This is a genomic window from Micromonospora sp. C41, from assembly GCF_018070485.1.
Classification (GTDB): Bacteria; Actinomycetota; Actinomycetes; order Mycobacteriales; family Micromonosporaceae; genus Micromonospora; species Micromonospora chalcea.
The window spans coordinates 58242-75964 of record NZ_JAGPXP010000024.1; the positions used below are offsets into that span (position 1 = coordinate 58242).

A 17723-nucleotide genomic window follows, 5' to 3' on the forward strand; every position below is an offset into this window, starting at 1 on the left:
TCGTCCGGCGTGGGCGCTGGCTGGTGGGCTGTAGGCCGGGAAAGCGAGAACGGGCGGGGCGAGCGGGAACGGGTGCTCAAGCGCGGGTGCGGGATTCCGGTGCGCCGCCCGCCCCGTTGATCATGAGGTTGGCGGCAGTTTGTGTCTGCTTTGTCCCGGCCAACCTCATGATCAACGAGGCGGGGTGAGGGCGTGGGGAGATCTGGTGGTGCGATGGCCGGTGGTCAGGGGGCGGTCAGCAGGTCGAGCAGGGTGTCGCGGGCGGTGCGTACGGCGGCCCGGGACTCCTCGGTGTGGTCCAGCGCGTCGAATCCGTGCTGACCGTTCGGCACGTCCACCACGTGCAGCGGGATGCCGCGCCGCCGGGCGACCACCGTGAACGCCTCGATGGTGGGTGCGACCTCGGGCCGTTCCCGGCCCGCCCTGGTCAGCACCAGCGTCGGCCGAGCCGGCTCGGCCGGCCGCGCGGCGGCGATGCCCGTGCCGCCGGAGTCCACGCTGCCCGGCGTCGTGGTGTCGTCCGGCAGCGCCGGGGTGGCGGTGGCGTCGCCGGTGGGGGCGGGCAGGTCGAGCGCGTCGATCGGGCGGAAGCGCGGATCCACCGGGGGCCACCCGGGCAGCGGGGCCAGCAGCGGATAGGTCGCGGCCAGGCCGCGCAGCCAGCGGGGCGGGTCGCGGAGCCAGTCGCCGAGCAGCAGGCCGGCGCCGGAGAAGAACCAGAGGCCGAGCCGGTCGGCGTCGACGCGCGAATCGGCGCGGAGCAGTTCGGCGGCGGCGGCGACCCGCGCGGCGACGGCGTACAGGTCGTCGGGGCCGGCCACGGTGAGCTGGGGAATCGCGGCCAGCACGCCCCGCTCGGCGAGCAGCGCGCCGTAACCGCGGTAGAGCGGCCAGTCGCGCGCGTCCGGCGCGTCGGGCGGGCCCGGCACGCCGTGCACGATCACGACTGCGGGATGCCGGCCGTCGCCGGTGGGGACGTGCAGGTCGACGTCGCCGTGCCGCTCCACTGCGGCGGGCCGGGGGTCGAGGACGAACGGGCTTTCCCAGAAACTGGTTCCCATCACGCCGATGCTAGGAGAACCCGCCCGGCCCCGCCGCCCCGTGACTGTCCGTTCAGGAGGACGACGACGCCTTCGCGTGCCGCTCGCGCAGCCGGTCCCGGATCTCCTCCGGGGTGTACGCGCGGCGTCGCCGTTCCGCGCGCGCCACGACCACTCCGGTCGCCGCGACGCCGGCGAGACCCGCGAGTCCGAGTACCTTCCACCACCGCATCCGTTGCCGCATCCGCTTAGGGTAGTCCTCCATGAGCATCAGCCTGGACGAGGCCGTGGAGCTGACCCGCACCGGCGATCTGTGGGTGTTCCGCGGGCGCAGCGTGCCGGACCGCGCCATTCAGCTCACCACCAACAGCCCGGTCAACCATGTGGGCATGGCGGTGGTGCTCGACGACATGCCGCCGCTGATGTGGCACGCCGAGCTGGGCCGTTCGCTGCCGGACATGTGGACCGGCACGCACCAGCGTGGCGTGCAGCTGCACGACCTGCGCGACGCGGTCTGCGTCTGGGCCAACCGGTACGGCCAACGGGGCTGGCTGCGTCAGCTCGAACCGCCGGCCGACCCGGCGATGGAGGAGGCGGTGCTGCGTACCGTGGCCCGTCTCGACGGCACGCCGTTCCCGTCCACCGCGCAACTCGCCTGGCGGTGGGCCCGGGGCCGGGTGCCGCACCCGCGCCGCCTGAGCCTCGACGGCATCAAGGGCCGGATCGGCGGCCGGGGCCGGACCAGGAGCGGAGACGAAAGCACGGACGGCGGGCAGAGCAGCGACAACGCGTTGGAGACGGCGTACTGCGCCGAGGTGGTGGCGGTGACGTACGAGGCGATGGGGCTGCTGCCCGCCGGGCGGCGGCCCAACTGGTACGACCCGGGACGGTTCTGGAGCGGCGACGACCTGGCCCTCAGCGGCGGCGCGCGCCTCGGAGCCGAGATCGAGGTGCGGATCCCGCCGCGCTGAGGAAGGTTTGCCGCCGCGCCGGGCCGGTAATGAGGAGCGTCGTGACGGCTTCCACCGACCTCGACACGCTCACCGACTTCTTCGACCGGTACGGCGTGGCGCTGACCACCGCCGACGTGCCGGCCATCGCCGGCTGCTACGCCCTGCCCGGGCTGGTGGTCGCCGACACCTACAGCTTCTCGTTCACCTCGCCGGCGGCGGTGGCGCTCAGCTTCGTCGGCGCCGCCCCCGACTACCAGGAGCGGGAACTGGTGGCCGCGAACGCGCAGATCGAGGACGTGCAACAGGTCTCGGCGTTGCTCACCGAGGTGGCGGTGCGCTGGGAGTTCCTGGACAGCCAGGGCGGCGCGGTGCCCGGCGAGCGTTACCGCTACCTGCTGCGTACCACCGAGGACGGTCCGGTCATCTGCACTGTCATCCGTACCGCCTGATCGTGGTGGTGCGGCGGCCGGCCACGGGGGCCGGCCGCCGCACCGACGGACGTCAGCGGTGGTGGGCGCCGGCCCAGCGGTCGGCCTCGGGGGCCGGGTGCAGGCCGGGCTCGTGCAGGCCCTCCTCGGTGACCTGGCCGATCCGGCGGTACGTCTCGGGCCGGCTGGTGCGCAGCACCGCGCCCCAGATCAGGCCGAGCACGCCCGCCGCCACCGGAATCGCCGGCAGCAGCCACTTCAGGTAGCTCGCGGTGTCGGGCGCGAGCAGCGCGTCGAAGTTGAACAGCAGCACCAGCAGCACGGCGGTGAGCAGGATCGTGCCGAGCCCCGGGGCGATCGCCCGCTGCCACGCGCTCTCCGGGCCGGGACGGCCCCGGAAGAAGCCCACGACGGAGGCCGAGGTGAGCGTCATCAGCAGCACGACGCCGACCGCCGCCGCGCCGGACAGCCAGGTGAACAGGTCGATGACCGGGTCACGGCCGGTCATCGCGAACGCCAGGAACACCACTACGGCGAGGATGCTCTGCACCAGCGAGCCCGCCACCGGGGCGCCGCTGCGGCTGGAGGTCGCGCCGAGGAAGCCCGGCAGGACCCGCTCGCGGCCCAGCGCGAACAGGTACCGCGCCACGCCGTTGTGGAACGACAGCAGGGCGGCGAGCACGCTGGTGATGAACAGGACGTTGGCGATGTCCGCGACGACCGCGCCGGTGTACTGGTCGAGCGCGCCGAAGATGACGCCGGGCCCCGCCTCGGCGCTGGCCGCCGGCGCGTTCTCCGGGCCGGTCAGCACGGTCAGCGCCCACGCGGAGAAGGCGTAGAACAGGCCGGTGAACGCGACGGCGATGTAGGTGGCCCGGGCCACCGTGCGCCGCGGGTCCTTGACCTCCTCGCTGTAGATGGCGCCGCTCTCGAAGCCGGTGAAGGAGGCGATGGTGAACGCGAGCACCGCGCCGAAGCCGGCGCCGAACAGGTGGCCGGGGCTGATGCCGGCGGTGGTGACGGCGCCGCCGGCCGGGTTCGCGAAGGCGACCAGGTCGAAGATCAGCACGGCGATGCACTCGAGGATGAGCAGCACCGCCAGCACGGTGGCGTTCAGGTCGATGCGCAGGACGCCGAGCGCGCCGATGAAGACCCAGGCCAGCAGCGCCCAGACCCACCAGTCGAGGCTGATGCCGGTCTTGGCGTCCATGAAGTCGCCGAGGATCGCGCCGAGCAGGCCGTAGAGCCCGATCTGAATGGCGTTGTACGCGGCCAGCGCGACGGCCGAGCCGGCCACCCCGCCGGCTCGACCGAGGCCGTTGGCGATGTACGCGTAGAACGCGCCCGCGTTGGCGACGTACCGGCTCATCGCGGCGTAGCCGGTGGCGAAAACGGCGAGCACTGCCGCGAGCAGCACGTATCCGAGCGCGGCGCCGATGTTGCCGCTGACCGCGTACATGGTGGTGACGCCACCGCCGAGAACGGTCAGCGGGGCCGACGCGGCGACGGTGAAGAAGACGAGGTGAGCGGTGCCGAGACGACCGCGGCGCAGCCCACCGTCAGAGAAAAACGGATCGGAGGACAAGGCTTCTCCAGGGGAGGGAAGTGAGGGGGTTCAGCTGTCTACTTCGGAACAACCTGAAGCAGGGTATTGGTGATCACTGATCGTCACAACCCCGTCTCGATATCGATTTGGGGGGCTCCTGATCGACCGGAATTGAGCTGTGCGTGGTCATGCCGTACCGTCCCGTGTCGACGTTCACGGCCACCGTTCGAGGATGGACCATGACCTACCCCGGGGCGCAGGCCACCTACCGGCTTGCGGATGCGCTGTTCCTTATCGGACACGACGAGTTCACCGGCAAGCCGCATGTCGCCGTCGACCGGCTGGAGTGTGGGCTGGCCGGCGCCGCGCTCGCCGAATTGATGTTCGAGGGCCGGATCGCCCTCGACGGCGGCGGAATCGCCGCTGTCGATCCGCGACTGTGGCAGGAGCCGCTCACCGATCTGCTCATTACCGAGATTCTGCGTCGGGAGGGCGCGCACCCGGCCCGGCTGTGGATCCGTTATCTGCGGACCCAGCTCAACATCAACGAGCGTGTCGGCACCCGGCTGGTCACCGCCGGCGTGCTCCGCCGGGAGCAGGGCAAGCTGATCGGCCGGACGGTGCGCTGGCCGGCCAACGACCCGAACCAGGCGGCCTCGCCGCGGGTACGGCTGACCGCCATGCTGATGCACTCGTCCCCGGCCGAACTGGACCCGGGCACGCTGCTGCTGGCCAGCCTCGCCGAGGCGGTCGGGCTGGCCGCGAACATCTTCGACCCGCAGGTCGGCGTCCGGATGCGGGACTGCCGGCGGTTCCTGCCGGGGCAGCTCGACGGACTGCTCGCCGCCGTCGTGGGCGCGCTCGACGTCAGCACCACGACGGTACGGCGATGACGTCCCGCCCCGGGTGAGGCCGGGGCGGGACGATCCCGGTCAGGCCGGGTCGCGCCACATCGGGTAGAGGCTGGGCCCGTCCGGCAGGTCGAGCGTGACCGGGCGGCGCCGGAACCCGAGCCGCTCGTAGAGCGCGGCGTTGCGCGGCGAGCTGGCTTCCAGGTACGCGGCGGAGCCGGCCTGATCCAGCTCGGCCAGCTTGTTACGCAGCAGCGCCGACCCGACGCCCTTGCCGTGATGGTCCGGGTGTACCGCGATGAAGGGCAGGTACCAGTGCGGCTCGCTCGGGTGGCGGGCGCCCATCATCTCGTCGAGCATGCCGAACCGCTTCATGGCCTCGGCGCCGATCGCGGCCTCCATTCCGGCGAACTCGTCGCCCTCCTCGGCCTCGTGGCCGTCGCCGGTGGGCAGCCAGAGCGTGGCGCCCAGGCCGTCGCCCGCGAGGTGGACCTCGCCGGTGCGCAGCGCCAGCGCGACGAACGGCCCGAAGAAGGCGGGATGGACCCGCGCGCGGTGGTCGTCGGCCGGGAAGACCCAGCCGCTCACCGGATCCCGCATGAACGCCTCGGCGAGAATCGCGGTCACGACGGCGGCGTCCGCCGTGGACGCCCGCCGGATGTTGCCCTGCCACTCAGTCACTGGCCATCCGTCCTACCGGCTCGACGAGCCATTGTGGTCATTGATCGGCGTGCAAGGTATCAGGAGTCCGCGCCGTGCGGCAGGCCCGATTCCGGCCGCTCGCCGCGGCCCGGTCCCGGTGGCTACGCTGGCCCGGACCCCGACAGGAGGACCATGTCCCACACGCGTCGCTCCGGCCCGCAGCCCGGGGCCGCCATGACCTCGTCCCCCTGGATCCTCGTCGCCGCCGGCGTGGTCGTGATGGTGGTCCTGTTGGCGGTGGCGCTCGGTTCGGTGCGGGGACGGAGCACGTTCCCGGCGGCCGATCCGCCCGATCCGCTGATGCCGCTGCCGCACGTGCCGCCGACCCCCACGGCGGTCAGCGCCAGCGGTCCGTCGCCGGTCTCCGCCACCGCTCCGGTGTTGCCGGGCCTGTCGCCCCGCTCCACGGAGCTGCCCGCCCGGCCGACGCCGGCCGCGTCGACGCCCAGCCCCCGGGGCGTCGCCCGGCCGGTGCCGCCCCCGTCGTCTCCGCCGCCGGTGGCGCCGCCGTCCGCGGTGACCGGCAGGTACAGCGTGCAGAGCGCCTTCGACGGCGGCTTCATCGGCGAGGTGCTGCTCGTCAACACCGCGCGTTCGCACCGGGGCTGGACGGTGCGCGCGGTCTTCCCCGGCGGAAGGCTGGTCACCGCCTGGGTCGAGGGCGCCGAGCAGGGCGTGTTCCGTTTCGACGACGGCGTCTTCACCTACCGCAGCGGATTCGACCTGGCCCCCGGGCAGTCCCTGGCGGTGCGGTTCCACATCGAGCGGGCGGGCACCCGGCCGGCGAGCTGCACCGTCGACGGCACGCCCTGCGTCGCTCGGTAGAACCCGCGCCCCGGGATCGGGGCGACACGCGTGCACTCTCTTGCAAGGTAACTGCTTTGTTGCAGCATGGTTTGCAAGGTATTGCAGAATATTTCGGCAAGGGCTAGCGTGCGGGCGAATCAGCGACCAGAGAAAGGCCGTCGATGAAACCGCCGCCGATATCCCCCAAGGCGCTGCTCGCCCTGGTCACCTCCCTCGTGCTCGCCGTCGTCGGCGTTCCGGTGGCCCTCCATCAGCTCGGCGACGACGCTCCCGAGCGCGCCGCCACCCCCGACGTCCTCGCCGCCGGCAACGCTCCCCAGTGGAACCACGAGCCCTCGCCCGACGCGCTGCTCGCGGCGAGCCGCAACACCGCCAAGGCCGAGCAGTTCTACTTCGTCCTGCCGGACCGCTTCGCCAACGGCGACAAGCGCAACGACAACGGCGGCCTCACCGGCGGCCGGCTCACCACCGGCCACGACCCGACCGACAAGGGCTTCTACCACGGCGGCGACCTCAAGGGCCTGATCGACCGGATGGACTACATCCAAGGGCTCGGCACCACTGCCATCTGGCTCGCCCCGATCTTCAAGAACCGGCCCGTGCAGGGCACCGGCGCCGACGTCTCGGCCGGCTACCACGGCTACTGGATCACCGACTTCACCCAGGTCGACCCGCACTTCGGCACGAACGCGGAGCTGAAGAAGCTGGTCGACCTCGCCCACCGGCGGGGCATCAAGGTCTACCTCGACATCATCGTGAACCACACCGCCGACGTCATCCGGTACGCCGAGGACAAGTACGGCTACGTGGACAAGAAGACCGCGCCCTACCGCGACGCGCAGGGACGACCCTTCGAGGACCGGAACTACGCCGACGGCACCCGTAAGTTCCCCGCCGTCAACGAGAAGTCGTTCCCGTACACCCCGGTGTTCGCCACCCCCGCCGACGCGAAGGTCAAGGTACCGGCGTGGCTGAACGACCCGACCATGTACCACAACCGCGGTGACTCCACCTTCGCCGGGGAGAACAGCGAGTACGGCGACTTCTCCCGCCTGGACGACCTGTGGACCGAGCGGCCCGAAGTGGTGCGCGGCATGACCGACATCTACGCCGAGTGGATCGGCAAGGCCGGCGTGGACGGGTTCCGCCTCGACACCGTCAAGCACTCGAACCTCGAGTTCTGGCCGCAGTTCGCCCGTGGCATCGACGCCGCCGCGGCGAAGGCCGGCAAGAAGGACTTCTTCATGTTCGGCGAGGTCTACAGCGCCGAACAGGAGATCCAGTCCACCTACGTGCGGCGCGGCGGCCTCCCCGCCACGCTCGACTTCTCCTTCCAGGAGGCGGCACGTGGCTACGCCGCCGCCGACGGCTCGGCCAAGGCCCTCGCCGACGTGTACGCCAAGGACGACCTCTACACCGCGCGGGACACGAACGCCAACCGGCTCACCACGTTCCTCGGCAACCACGACATGGGCCGGATCGGCTCGTTCGTCGCCGCCGGCGGCGGGGACGACGCCGCCCAGCTGACGCGCAGCCGGCTCGCCCACCAGCTCATGTTCCTCACCCGTGGCCAGCCGGTCGTCTACTCCGGCGACGAGCAGGGCTTCACCGGCCCGGGCGGGGACAAGGACGCCCGGCAGGACATGTTCGCCTCCCGGACCGCCGACTACCTCGACGACGACCTGATCGGCACCACCCGCACCCACGCCGTCGACCAGTACGACACCCGCCACCCGCTCTACCGGACCATCGCCGAGCTGGGCGGCCTGCGGGCCGCGCACCCGGCGCTGCGCGACGGCGTCCAGGTCACCCGGCACGCCGCCGACGGCCCCGGCGTCTTCGCGTTCTCCCGCGTCCTGCCCGCCGACCGGATCGAGTACGTGGCGGCGGTGAACAACGCCGCCACCCCGCAGACTGTCACGGTGGACACCTGGTCGGCCGGCGCCCGCTTCACCGGCGTGTACGGCGGCGCCGCAGACGTGACGGCCGCCGCCGACGGCAAGCTGAGCCTCACCGTGCCGGCGATGTCGGCGGTGGTGCTCAAGGCCGACCGGGCCATCCCGCACCCCGGGGCCGCTCCGAAGATCACGATCACCGAGCCGGGTGACGAGCCCGCCCCCGGCAAGGCCACCGTCACCGCCCAGGTCACCGGCGACCCGCTCGCCACCGTCACGTTCGCCGCCCGCGTCGACGGCGGGAAGTGGACGCTGCTGGGCAGCGCGCACCGCGCCCCGTACACCGTGCACCACGACCTCACCGGCCTGCCCGGCGGCACCACTGTCGAGTACAAGGCAGTGGTCCGCGACGGCAAGGGCCGCACCGCCACCGCCCGCGCCACCGGCACCGTCGGCACCCCGGACCGGGGCGAGTCGCGGGACTGGGCGATCGTGCACTACAAGCGCCCGGCCGGCGGGTACGACGACTGGCGGCTCTACGCCTGGGGTGACATCGACCCGGCGTACGTCACCGAGTGGCCCGCCGGGCAGCCGTTCGCCGGCGAGGACTCGTACGGCCGGTTCGCCTGGGTGAAGCTCAAGCCGGGCGCGAAGTCGGTCGGCTTCGTCGTGGTCGACTCCGGCGGCAACAAGGACGTCGCGGCCGACCGCTTCATCGACGTGACCCGGACCGGGGAGGTCTGGGTCAAGCAGGGCGACGCCGAGGTGTACCCGACGCGGCAGGCCGCCACCGGCGAGCCCGACCCGCCGGTGGCGCCGGACACGGCGCTGATCCACTGGCGCAAGGCCGACGGCAACTACGACGGCTGGGGCCTGCACCTGTGGGACGGCGCCGCCAGCCCGACCGACTGGGCCACGCCGCTCAAGCCGGAGAAGATCGACGCCTACGGCGCGGTGTTCCGCGTGCCGCTGAGCGCCGGCGCGACCGGGCTGAGCTACATCGTGCACTCCGGCGACCAGAAGGACCACCCCGAGGACCAGCGGCTCGACTTCGCCACCGCCGGGCGCGAGGTGTGGCTGCTCGCCGGCGTCAAGGGCCGGCTGCTGCCGACCACCACGTCCGGCGCCGCGACCGACATCGACATCACCAGGCAGAAGGCGAACTGGATCGACAGGTCCACAGTCGCCTGGGCCACCGGCCCGACCGACGGCAGGCGGTACGCGCTCGCGGTCGCCCCGGCCGGTGGGATCGGCGTCGCCGACGGCGAGCTGACCGGCACGTACACCGAGTTGCCGCTGCGGGCGCAGCGCAACGGGCTGACCGAGGCGCAACGACAGGCGTACCCCCATCTCTGGGACCGTCGCGCCTTCACGCTCGCGCGCGGCGACCTGGCCAAGGTGCCGGCGGCGCTGCGCGGGCAGCTCGTGGTGACCGAGCGGGACGCCGAGGGCGCCCTGCTCGCCGCCACCGGCGTGCAGATCCCCGGCGTGCTCGACGACGTCTACGCGGCCGCGACCGGCGCGAAACTCGGCCCGACGTTCGCCGGGCGGGTACCCACGCTGGCCGTGTGGGCGCCCACCGCGCAGAAGGTGGCGCTGGAGCTGTTCGACTCGCCCACGGCCGAGCCGACCACTGTGGCGATGCGACGCGACGACCGCACCGGTGTCTGGTCGGTGCGCGGGACGAAGGCGTGGACCGGCCGCTACTACCGCTACCAGGTGCAGGCGTGGCAGCCGGCGACACAGAAGGTGGTCACCGCGTCGGTGACCGACCCGTACTCGGTGGCGCTCGCGCCGAACTCCACGCACAGCCAGATCGTCGACCTGACCGACCCGGCGCTCGCGCCGGCCGGCTGGGCGAACCTGCGCAAGCCGGCCGCCCCGCCGGCGTCGAAGGCCCAGATCACCGAGCTGTCGGTGCGGGACTTCTCCATCGCCGACAACACGGTTCCGGCCGAGCGGCGCGGCACCTACCTGGCGTTCACCGACCCGCAGACGGCGGGCATGAAGCACCTGCGGGCGCTCGGCGACGCCGGGGTCAACTACCTGCACCTGCTGCCCGCGTTCGACTTCGCCACCATCCCGGAGAAGCGGGCCGACCAGGCCCAGCCGGCCTGCGACCTGGCCGCGCTGCCGCCGGACTCCGACCAGCAGCAGAAGTGCGTCGCGGCGGTCGCCGACACCGACGGCTACAACTGGGGGTACGACCCGCTGCACTACACGGTGCCGGAGGGCGGGTACGCCACCGACCCGAACGGCGCCAAGCGCACCACCGAGTTCCGGCAGATGGTCGCCGGGGTGAACAAGGCCGGCCTGCGGGTGGTCATGGACGTGGTCTACAACCACACCTCGGCCGCCGGCGCCGACCCGAAGTCGGTGCTCGACCAGGTGGTGCCGGGCTACTACCACCGGCTCCTCGACGACGGGTCGGTGGCCAACTCGACCTGCTGCGCCAACACCGCCCCGGAGCACGCCATGATGGGCAAGCTCGTGGTGGAGTCGATCGTCACCTGGGCCAAGGCGTACAAGGTCGACGGCTTCCGGTTCGACCTGATGGGCCACCACCCGAAGGCGAACATCCTGGCCGTACGGGCCGCGCTGGACAAGCTCACGCTCGCCCGCGACGGCGTCGACGGCCGGAAGATCCTGCTCTACGGCGAGGGCTGGAACTTCGGCGAGGTCGCCGACGACGCCCGGTTCACCCAGGCCACCCAGATCAACATGGCCGGCACCGGCATCGGCACGTTCAACGACCGGCTCCGCGACGCGGTGCGCGGCGGCGGCCCGTTCGACGCGAACCCGCGCGCGCAGGGCTTCGCCTCCGGCCTCTACACCGACCCGAACGGCGACGAGGTCAACGGCACGGCGGCCGAGCAGCGGGCCCGGCTGCTGCACCAGCACGACCTGATCAAGGTGGGCCTGACCGGTAACCTGCGCGACTACCGGTTCACCGACTCCTCCGGGAAGCGGGTCACCGGCGCGCAGGTCGACTACAAGGGCGCGCCGGCCGGATACACGGCCGCGCCGGGCGAGTCGGTCACCTACGTCGACGCGCACGACAACGAGATCCTGTACGACGCGCTGGCGTACAAGCTGCCGCAGGGGACCTCGGCGCAGGACCGGGCCCGGATGCAGGTGCTCGCGCTGGCGACCACAGCGCTCGGGCAGGGCGCCGGGTTCGTCACCACCGGCTCGGAGCGGCTGCGCTCGAAGTCGCTGGACCGCAACTCGTACAACTCGGGGGACTGGTTCAACCAGATCCGCTGGGACTGCGCCCAGGGCAACGGGTTCGGCGCCGGCCTGCCGCCGGAGGCCGACAACCGCGACAAGTGGTCGTACGCGAAGCCGCTGCTGGCCGACCCGTTGCTGGTGCCGGACTGCGCGGCGGTCGAACTGGCCGACGCCCGGTACGCGGAGCTGCTGCGCGTCCGCCGATCCTCGCCGGTGTTCGGGCTCAGCAGCGCCGAGCAGGTGCAGAAGCGGGTGGCGTTCCCGCTGTCCGGACCGAAGGAGACGCCGGGCGTGCTCACCATGACCCTCGACGCGCGCGGGCTGGACGGGACGTGGAAGTCGGTGACCGTCGTCTTCAACGCCACGCCGGAGACGGCGAAGCAGACGGTCACCGGGCTGCGCGGGGCGAACGTGACGCTGCATCCGGTGCTGCGGAACTCGGCCGACCCGGCGCTGCGTACCGCCTCGTTCGACCGGGCCGCCGGCACGTTCACCGTGCCCGCGCGCAGCGTGGCGGTGTTCGTCCAGAGCTGACCGGCACGGCCGACCGGCCCCCTGCCACGTCACGTGGCAGGGGGCCGGTCGCGTACCCCGGGACCGTCAGGTCAGTTGAAGCAGTCCTCGACGGTGTTGGCGCAGTTGGTGGGGTCGTTGTTGCTGATGAGGGACTTGTCGTCGAGCTTGACGCGTCCTTCGTTGTTGAGGACGCCGCCGGCGACGCGGTGGAGCTTGCTGGAGTCGGTGGCGGTGTTCTTGGTGACGTGGGTCTTGGTGAGGGTGATCTTGGCCTTGTTGTTGAAGATGCCGCCGCCGTTGAGGGCGGTGTTGGCCTTGATCTCGGTGTCGCGGATGGTGAGGGTGGCGTTGTCGTCCTTGTCGTGCTCGCGGGTGAGGAAGCCGTCCTCGATCTTGATGAGCCACTCACCGTTGTAGATGCCGCCACCGAAGCGGTTGGCGGTGTTGTCGACGATCTTGCTGTCGGCGATCGTGGCGCTGGCGTGCTCCTTGTCGTTCGGGTAGCCCCAGTGCTTGCCGCCGGTGACCACCACGCCGCCGCCGTTGCCGTCGGCGTGGTTCTTGGCCACGTGCACCTTGTCCAGGTCCAGGTCGGTGTTCTCGGCGTAGACGCCGCCACCGTTCTCGCAGGCGGTGTTGCCCGTGATCGCGGTGAAGGAGACCGTGACGGTGCCGCCGCTGCTGAACAGACCGCCGCCGTTCTTGCCGGCGCGGTTGTCCGACAGGCTGGACTTGATGCCGTCCTTGCCGTGGTCGGAACCGAAGATCTCGACGATCCCGGCCTCGTGGTGCTTCTCCTTCTTGTCGTAGCCCTTCGGCGCGGCCGAGGCCGCCGGGCCGTGCTCGCCGGAGAAGCCGCCGCCGTTGGCGATGCCGCCGCCGTTGCCGCCGGCGGTGTTGTCGTCGACGTGGGTTTCCTCGACCTTGAGGATGCCCTCGTTGAAGATGCCGCCGCCGTCGCCCTGGGCGTGGTTGTTGACGACCTTGCTCTCCTTGAGCCAGGTGCGGCCGTAGTTGGCGACGGCGCCACCGTCGCCCTCGGCGTTGTTGTCGACGAGCTTCACATTGTCCAGGTAGGCGCTGCCGCCGCGCTCGACCAGCAGCGCGCCGCCGTCACCCTCGACCCGCTTGTCGTCGTCCTTGCCGCCGTTCATGCCGTCGGCGACGGGCGTGGCAGCGGCGGCCGTGGTCGCCGCGGCCGGAGCCGCGACAGCCGGAGCGGCCGGGGCCGCCACCGCCGGGGCGGCCGCCGGAGCAGCGGCCGGCGGCTGGCCGCCGCCACCCGGGTACTTGAACTCGTTGGCGTTGCCGCCCTTGATTGTGAGGTCCTTGAGGGTGAGGTCGCCGCCGTCGCGGACGCGGAAGATGCGGAAGGTGTCTTCGGCGTCGCGCTTGATGGTGGAGCCGTTGCCCTTGATGGTGACGTCCTGCTTGATCTCGGGCAGGGCGGAGCCGAACTTGCGGTCCTTGACGCCGAGTTCGTAGGTGCAGTTCTCGGCGAGCTTGAGGGTGCCGCCGTGGTCGCGGTTGGCGAGTTCGAGGGCGTCGATCAGGGCGTCGTCGTCGCAGGCGACCTCGCGGGTCTTGCCGTGGTCGTCCTTGCCCCAGTCGCCCTTGTCCGGGCCCCACTCGCCGCGGTCACGGCCTTCCTGGCCACGGTCCTTGCCGTCCTTGCCGTCCTTGTCGTACCCGTCCCGGCCGTACTCGCCCTTGTCGCCGTGGTCGTCGTCGCTGAGCTGCTGCGTGGTCGACCACTTGACGTCGGCGAGCCGGTGCGGGCCGGTGGCCCCGGTGGTCGCGTAGGCCACGCCGGCGAGGCTGACCGCTCCGGTCAGGCCCACGACGCCCGTGGCGAGCCACATCCGGCGACGCCGGAGCGGGGAGATGGTCTTGCTGGTGGCGTCATTGTTATTGCGAAGGTAGTTGGACATCGGAGCTCTCTGCCCTCTCCTTGTACCTGACAAGGTCGCTTCGCCCTGGCGAGGCGGCCTTCGCTACAAATCGGTTGTAGCTGCTGAGAACGACCGTATGAGAACCTTCTTCGCCTCGTGGCCATATACGAAAAAAACCCGCATAAGGGTGCGGGTGGGATGGGCGGGCGCAGTGCGGTCCGGACGCCCCGGTGGGGGACACCACGGCCAGCCGGGTCGCTCCGAGGTCGGGAGCCCTCCTCCCGCCGTCGCGGCGGAAGGAGGGCACCCCGGGTTATGTGGTGGAGCGAATCAGTTGAAGCAGTCCTCGACGGTGTTGGCGCAGTTGGTGGGGTCGTTGTTGCTGATGAGGGACTTGTCGTCGAGCTTGACGCGTCCTTCGTTGTTGAGGACGCCGCCGGCGACCCGGTGGAGCTTGCTGGAGTCGGTGGCGGTGTTCTTGGTGACGTGGGTCTTGGTGAGGGTGATCTTGGCCTTGTTGTTGAAGATGCCGCCGCCGTTGAGGGCGGTGTTGGCCTTGATCTCGGTGTCGCGGATGGTGAGGGTGGCGTTGTCGTCCTTGTCGTGCTCGCGGGTGAGGAAGCCGTCCTCGATCTTGATGAGCCACTCACCGTTGTAGATGCCGCCGCCGAAGCGGCCGGCCGTGTTGTCCACGACCGCGCTGTCGGCGATCGTGGCGCTGCCCGCGAGGCCGTCCTTCTCGGCGCCGTTGCCGGCCCAGTCGCGCCCGCCGGTCGTCACCACGCCGCCGCCGTTGCCGTCGGCGTGGTTACCCGCCACGTGGACCTTCTCCAGGAGCAGGTCGGTGTTCTCGGCGTAGACGCCGCCACCGTTGTCGCAGGCGACGTTGCCGCCGATCGCGGTGAACGAGACGGTGACCCAGCCGCCGCTGCTGAACAGGCCGCCACCGTTGTGGCCCGCCCGGTTGCGGCTCAGGGTGCTCAACGAGGCGTCCTTGCCCTCGTACGCCCCGGTGATCTCGACCGTGCCGGCGCGGTGCTTGCCGTGCTCACCCTTGTCGGCCTTCGCCGCCGAGGCCAGGTCGACCGGCCCGTCGTGGTGCTCACCGCTGCCGTTGGCGATGCCGCCGCCGTTGCCGCCGGCGGTGTTGTCGTCGACGTGGGTTTCCTCGACCTTGAGGATGCCCTCGTTGAAGATGCCGCCGCCGTCGCCCTGGGCGTGGTTGTTGACGACCTTGCTCTCCTTGAGCCAGGTGCGGCCGTAGTTGGCGACGGCGCCGCCGTCGCCCTCGGCGTTGTTGTCGGTCAGCTTCACGTTGTCCAGGTGCGCGCTGCCGCCGCGCTCGACCAGCAGCGCGCCGCCGTCGCCCTCGACCCGCTTGGCATCCAGCTCGGCCGGGTCGGCCGCCTTCGGCACGGACGGCCCGGGGTACTTGAACTCGTTGGCGTTGCCGCCCTTGATTGTGAGGTCCTTGAGGGTGAGGTCGCCGCCGTCGCGGACGCGGAAGATGCGGAAGGTGTCTTCGGCGTCGCGCTTGATGGTGGAGCCGTTGCCCTTGATGGTGACGTCCTGCTTGATCTCGGGCAGGGCGGAGCCGAACTTGCGGTCCTTGACGCCGAGTTCGTAGGTGCAGTTCTCGGCGAGCTTGAGGGTGCCGCCGTGGTCGCGGTTGGCGAGTTCGAGGGCGTCGATCAGGGCGTCGTCGTCGCAGGCGACCTCGCGGGTCTTGCCGTGGTCGTCCTTGCCCCAGTCGCCCTTGTCCGGGCCCCACTCGCCGCGGTCACGGCCTTCCTGGCCACGGTCCTTGCCGTCCTTGCCGTCCTTGTCGTCGGAGTCGTTGCCGGCGTTCTGGGGAGCGGCGGCGTGGTTGTCCGCCACCGGCTCGGTGCCGGACTTGTCGTCGCGGGCGGCGAGACCGCCCAGCGCCGCCAGCCCGACGACGCCGGTCAGCCCGGCCACGCCGGTGGCGACCCAGAGCGCCCGCCGCTTGCTCGTCCGCGGGGCAGGCGCCATCGGCGCTCCACCGTCGGGTGTCGTTACATCGTTCGACATGAGATGAGAGCCCTTTCGGTTCTTCCCAAACGGGTCGCGCCGCCCCAGGCCGGGCGACCAGCTACAAACCGGTTGTAGCCTCTGATCAGCACCGTATGAGAAGGTTCCTCGCGAGGAAGACGTATCCGAAAAAAGCCCGCATTCCTCCCACGATCGGCGGTCGGTGACCAACCACGTGAGCGGACCGCAACTCCCCCAGACGGCGGCGGGCCCCACCACCTGCCGTGAAGGCGCGGTGGTGGGGCCCGCCGGAAGATCGCGGCCCGCAGGACTCAGCCGGGCAGGCGGGGGCCCGCCTCACGCTGCTCGGCCAGCCAGGTCTCCACCTCGTCGGAGCGCCGCGGCAGACCGGCCGACAGGTTCACCGGACCGTCCGCGGTGACCAGGATGTCGTCCTCGATCCGCACGCCGATGCCCCGCAGCTCCTCGGGGACCATCTCGTCCTCCGGCTGGAAGTAGAGCCCCGGCTCGACGGTCAGCACGTACCCCTCGCCGAGCGGACCCTCCCGGTAGTTCTCCTTGCGCGCGTTGGCGCAGTCGTGCACGTCGATGCCGAGCATGTGGCTGGTGCCGTGCAGCGTCCACCGCCGGTAGACCGTGGAGGCCGGGTCCATCGCCTCGTCCACGCTCACCGGCAGCAGCCCGAGATCCTTCAGCGCCTCGGCCAGCACCCGCATCGAGGCCAGGTGCACGTCCCGGAACGCCACGCCCGGCCGGCACATCTCGATGCCGGCCTGCTGGGCGGCGTACACGGCGTCGTAGACCTGGCGCTGCAGCGGCGTGAACCGGCCGTCGACCGGCAGCACCCGGGTGACGTCGGCGGTGTAGAGGTTGCGGTTCTCCACGCCCATGTCCATCAGCAGCAGGTCACCCGGACGGGTGGCGCCGTGGTTGTGCACCCAGTGCAGGACAGTGGCGTGCTCGCCGGCCCCGACGATCGAGCCGTACCCGACGTCGTTGCCGTCGTGCCGGGCGCGCAGCGCGAAGACGCCCTCCAGCAGCCGCTCGGAGACGCCGCGGTCGGCCGGCAGCGCCCGTGCCACGTCCTCGAAGCCGCGCACCGTGGCGTCGCACGCCTCCTGGAGCTGCGCGATCTCCCACTCGTCCTTGACCAGCTTCAGCTCGGCGATCGCGATGGCCAGTTCCCGGTCGCGGCCGGGCTGACCGTCGGCGCGCGCGCCGTCGTACTGACGCACCGCCGCGTCCACCCGGGCGTCGAAGCCGCGCAGCACCCGGGTACGCCCCGGCGCCAGCTCGGCCAGCGTCGCGTCCAGCTCGCTCAGGTCGGCCGTCGGCAGGCCCAGCTCGGTGGACTTCTCCCGCAGCGTCGGCCGGCGGCCCACCCACAGCTCACCGTGCCGGCTGCGGAAGAACTCGTCGGTCACCCGCGACGACCGGGGCCGCATGAACAGCGTGGACTCGCCACCCGGGCGCAGCACGAGGACGCTGTCCGGCTCCAGGTCGCCGGTCAGGTACGCGAAGTCGCTGCCCGGACGGAACCGGTGCTCGGTGTCGTTGGCGCGTACCTTCTCGTTGCCCGTGGGGATGACCAGCGTCTCGCCCGGGAAGGCCTCGGCCAGCGCGGCCCGCCGCTTGGCGTGGTTGGGCGCCTCCGGGCGCGGGGCGACCGGCAGTTCGGTGTCCCGCCAGCCCTGGCGCATGAACGACAGGAACGCCTCCGGGAAGTCCGGGTCGTGCGACTCCGTACCGTCCGCCGGTTTGCCCTGTCGCGTCCGCTCCTCGGCCATGATCCGTCCCTCCCTGAGCCTCGTCGCTGGTCCAGACGGTACCGCGCGCACGACAGCGGGAG

General features: G+C 71.5%; 12 protein-coding genes. 5 read left to right on the top strand and 7 right to left on the bottom strand.

The genetic code is table 11. From position 1 onward, the window contains the following. Positions 1 to 224: 224 nt before the first annotated feature. Positions 225 to 1061: a hypothetical protein gene (locus tag KBX43_RS23260; RefSeq protein ID WP_247677656.1), complete on the bottom strand. Its 837-nt coding sequence runs from the start codon at positions 1059 to 1061 to the stop codon at positions 225 to 227. A gap of 52 nt (positions 1062 to 1113) precedes the next feature. Beyond that, positions 1114 to 1305, bottom strand: coding sequence for a hypothetical protein (locus KBX43_RS23265; protein ID WP_036343738.1), 192 nt, complete (start codon positions 1303 to 1305; stop codon positions 1114 to 1116). Between KBX43_RS23265 and KBX43_RS23270 the strand changes: the two genes are divergently transcribed. Beyond that, entirely contained in the window at positions 1304 to 2011 is a 708-nt protein-coding gene (locus KBX43_RS23270) for a hypothetical protein (RefSeq protein ID WP_064445335.1), read from the top strand. The two genes, KBX43_RS23265 and KBX43_RS23270, sit on opposite strands and share 2 nt — an antisense overlap. A 41-nt stretch (positions 2012 to 2052) precedes the next feature. Further along, positions 2053 to 2442, top strand: coding sequence for a hypothetical protein (locus tag KBX43_RS23275; RefSeq protein WP_064445336.1), 390 nt, complete (start codon positions 2053 to 2055; stop codon positions 2440 to 2442). A gap of 52 nt (positions 2443 to 2494) precedes the next feature. Here the strand turns inward: KBX43_RS23275 and KBX43_RS23280 are convergent, their stop codons facing one another. After that, complete coding sequence (locus tag KBX43_RS23280) at positions 2495 to 4006, bottom strand: APC family permease (protein ID WP_043329703.1); 1512 nt, start codon at positions 4004 to 4006, stop codon at positions 2495 to 2497. 200 nt (positions 4007 to 4206) lie between these two features. Between KBX43_RS23280 and KBX43_RS23285 the strand changes: the two genes are divergently transcribed. Then, the gene (locus KBX43_RS23285) at positions 4207 to 4860 is read left to right on the top strand and encodes a GPP34 family phosphoprotein (protein WP_030503305.1); all 654 of its coding nucleotides are present in this window, start codon (positions 4207 to 4209) and stop codon (positions 4858 to 4860) included. 39 nt (positions 4861 to 4899) lie between these two features. Here the strand turns inward: KBX43_RS23285 and KBX43_RS32140 are convergent, their stop codons facing one another. Next, positions 4900 to 5499, bottom strand: coding sequence for a GNAT family N-acetyltransferase (locus KBX43_RS32140; protein ID WP_210887137.1), 600 nt, complete (start codon positions 5497 to 5499; stop codon positions 4900 to 4902). 153 nt (positions 5500 to 5652) lie between these two features. On the opposite strand from KBX43_RS32140, the gene KBX43_RS23295 reads away from it, so the two are divergent. Together KBX43_RS23295 and pulA are read left to right on the top strand one after the other, a co-directional pair. Further along, entirely contained in the window at positions 5653 to 6345 is a 693-nt protein-coding gene (locus tag KBX43_RS23295; protein WP_064445338.1) for a cellulose binding domain-containing protein, read from the top strand. 143 nt (positions 6346 to 6488) lie between these two features. After that, positions 6489 to 11987 (top strand): pullulanase-type alpha-1,6-glucosidase, encoded by a 5499-nt coding sequence (gene pulA / locus KBX43_RS23300; RefSeq protein WP_210887139.1) that lies wholly within the window; start codon positions 6489 to 6491, stop codon positions 11985 to 11987. A 71-nt stretch (positions 11988 to 12058) separates the two neighbouring features. On the opposite strand, the gene KBX43_RS23305 is transcribed toward pulA, so the two are convergent. The 3 genes from KBX43_RS23305 to KBX43_RS23315 form a co-directional block, all read right to left on the bottom strand. Further along, the gene (locus KBX43_RS23305; protein ID WP_210887142.1) at positions 12059 to 13900 is read right to left on the bottom strand and encodes a hypothetical protein; all 1842 of its coding nucleotides are present in this window, start codon (positions 13898 to 13900) and stop codon (positions 12059 to 12061) included. A 291-nt stretch (positions 13901 to 14191) separates the two neighbouring features. Next, complete coding sequence (locus KBX43_RS23310) at positions 14192 to 15874, bottom strand: hypothetical protein (protein WP_247677657.1); 1683 nt, start codon at positions 15872 to 15874, stop codon at positions 14192 to 14194. Between the two features lie 311 nt (positions 15875 to 16185). Continuing rightward, positions 16186 to 17661 carry an aminopeptidase P family protein gene (locus KBX43_RS23315; protein WP_030504250.1) on the bottom strand — a complete coding sequence of 492 codons (1476 nt, stop codon included), beginning with the start codon at positions 17659 to 17661 and terminating at the stop codon, positions 16186 to 16188. Positions 17662 to 17723 lie beyond the last annotated feature (62 nt).

Excerpts from the sequence above, each read along its gene's own strand:
- KBX43_RS23260 (WP_247677656.1), bottom strand. The coding sequence starts at position 1,061 with ATGGGAACCAGTTTCTGGGAAAGCCCGTTCGTCCTCGACCCCCGGCCC.
- KBX43_RS23270 (WP_064445335.1), top strand. The coding sequence starts at position 1,304 with ATGAGCATCAGCCTGGACGAGGCCGTGGAGCTGACCCGCACCGGCGAT.
- KBX43_RS23265 (WP_036343738.1), bottom strand. The coding sequence starts at position 1,305 with ATGGAGGACTACCCTAAGCGGATGCGGCAACGGATGCGGTGGTGGAAG.
- KBX43_RS23285 (WP_030503305.1), top strand. The coding sequence starts at position 4,207 with ATGACCTACCCCGGGGCGCAGGCCACCTACCGGCTTGCGGATGCGCTG.
- KBX43_RS23295 (WP_064445338.1), top strand. The coding sequence starts at position 5,653 with ATGTCCCACACGCGTCGCTCCGGCCCGCAGCCCGGGGCCGCCATGACC.
- pulA (WP_210887139.1), top strand. The coding sequence starts at position 6,489 with ATGAAACCGCCGCCGATATCCCCCAAGGCGCTGCTCGCCCTGGTCACC.
- KBX43_RS23305 (WP_210887142.1), bottom strand. The coding sequence starts at position 13,900 with ATGTCCAACTACCTTCGCAATAACAATGACGCCACCAGCAAGACCATC.
- KBX43_RS23310 (WP_247677657.1), bottom strand. The coding sequence starts at position 15,874 with ATGGCGCCTGCCCCGCGGACGAGCAAGCGGCGGGCGCTCTGGGTCGCC.
- KBX43_RS23315 (WP_030504250.1), bottom strand. The coding sequence starts at position 17,661 with ATGGCCGAGGAGCGGACGCGACAGGGCAAACCGGCGGACGGTACGGAG.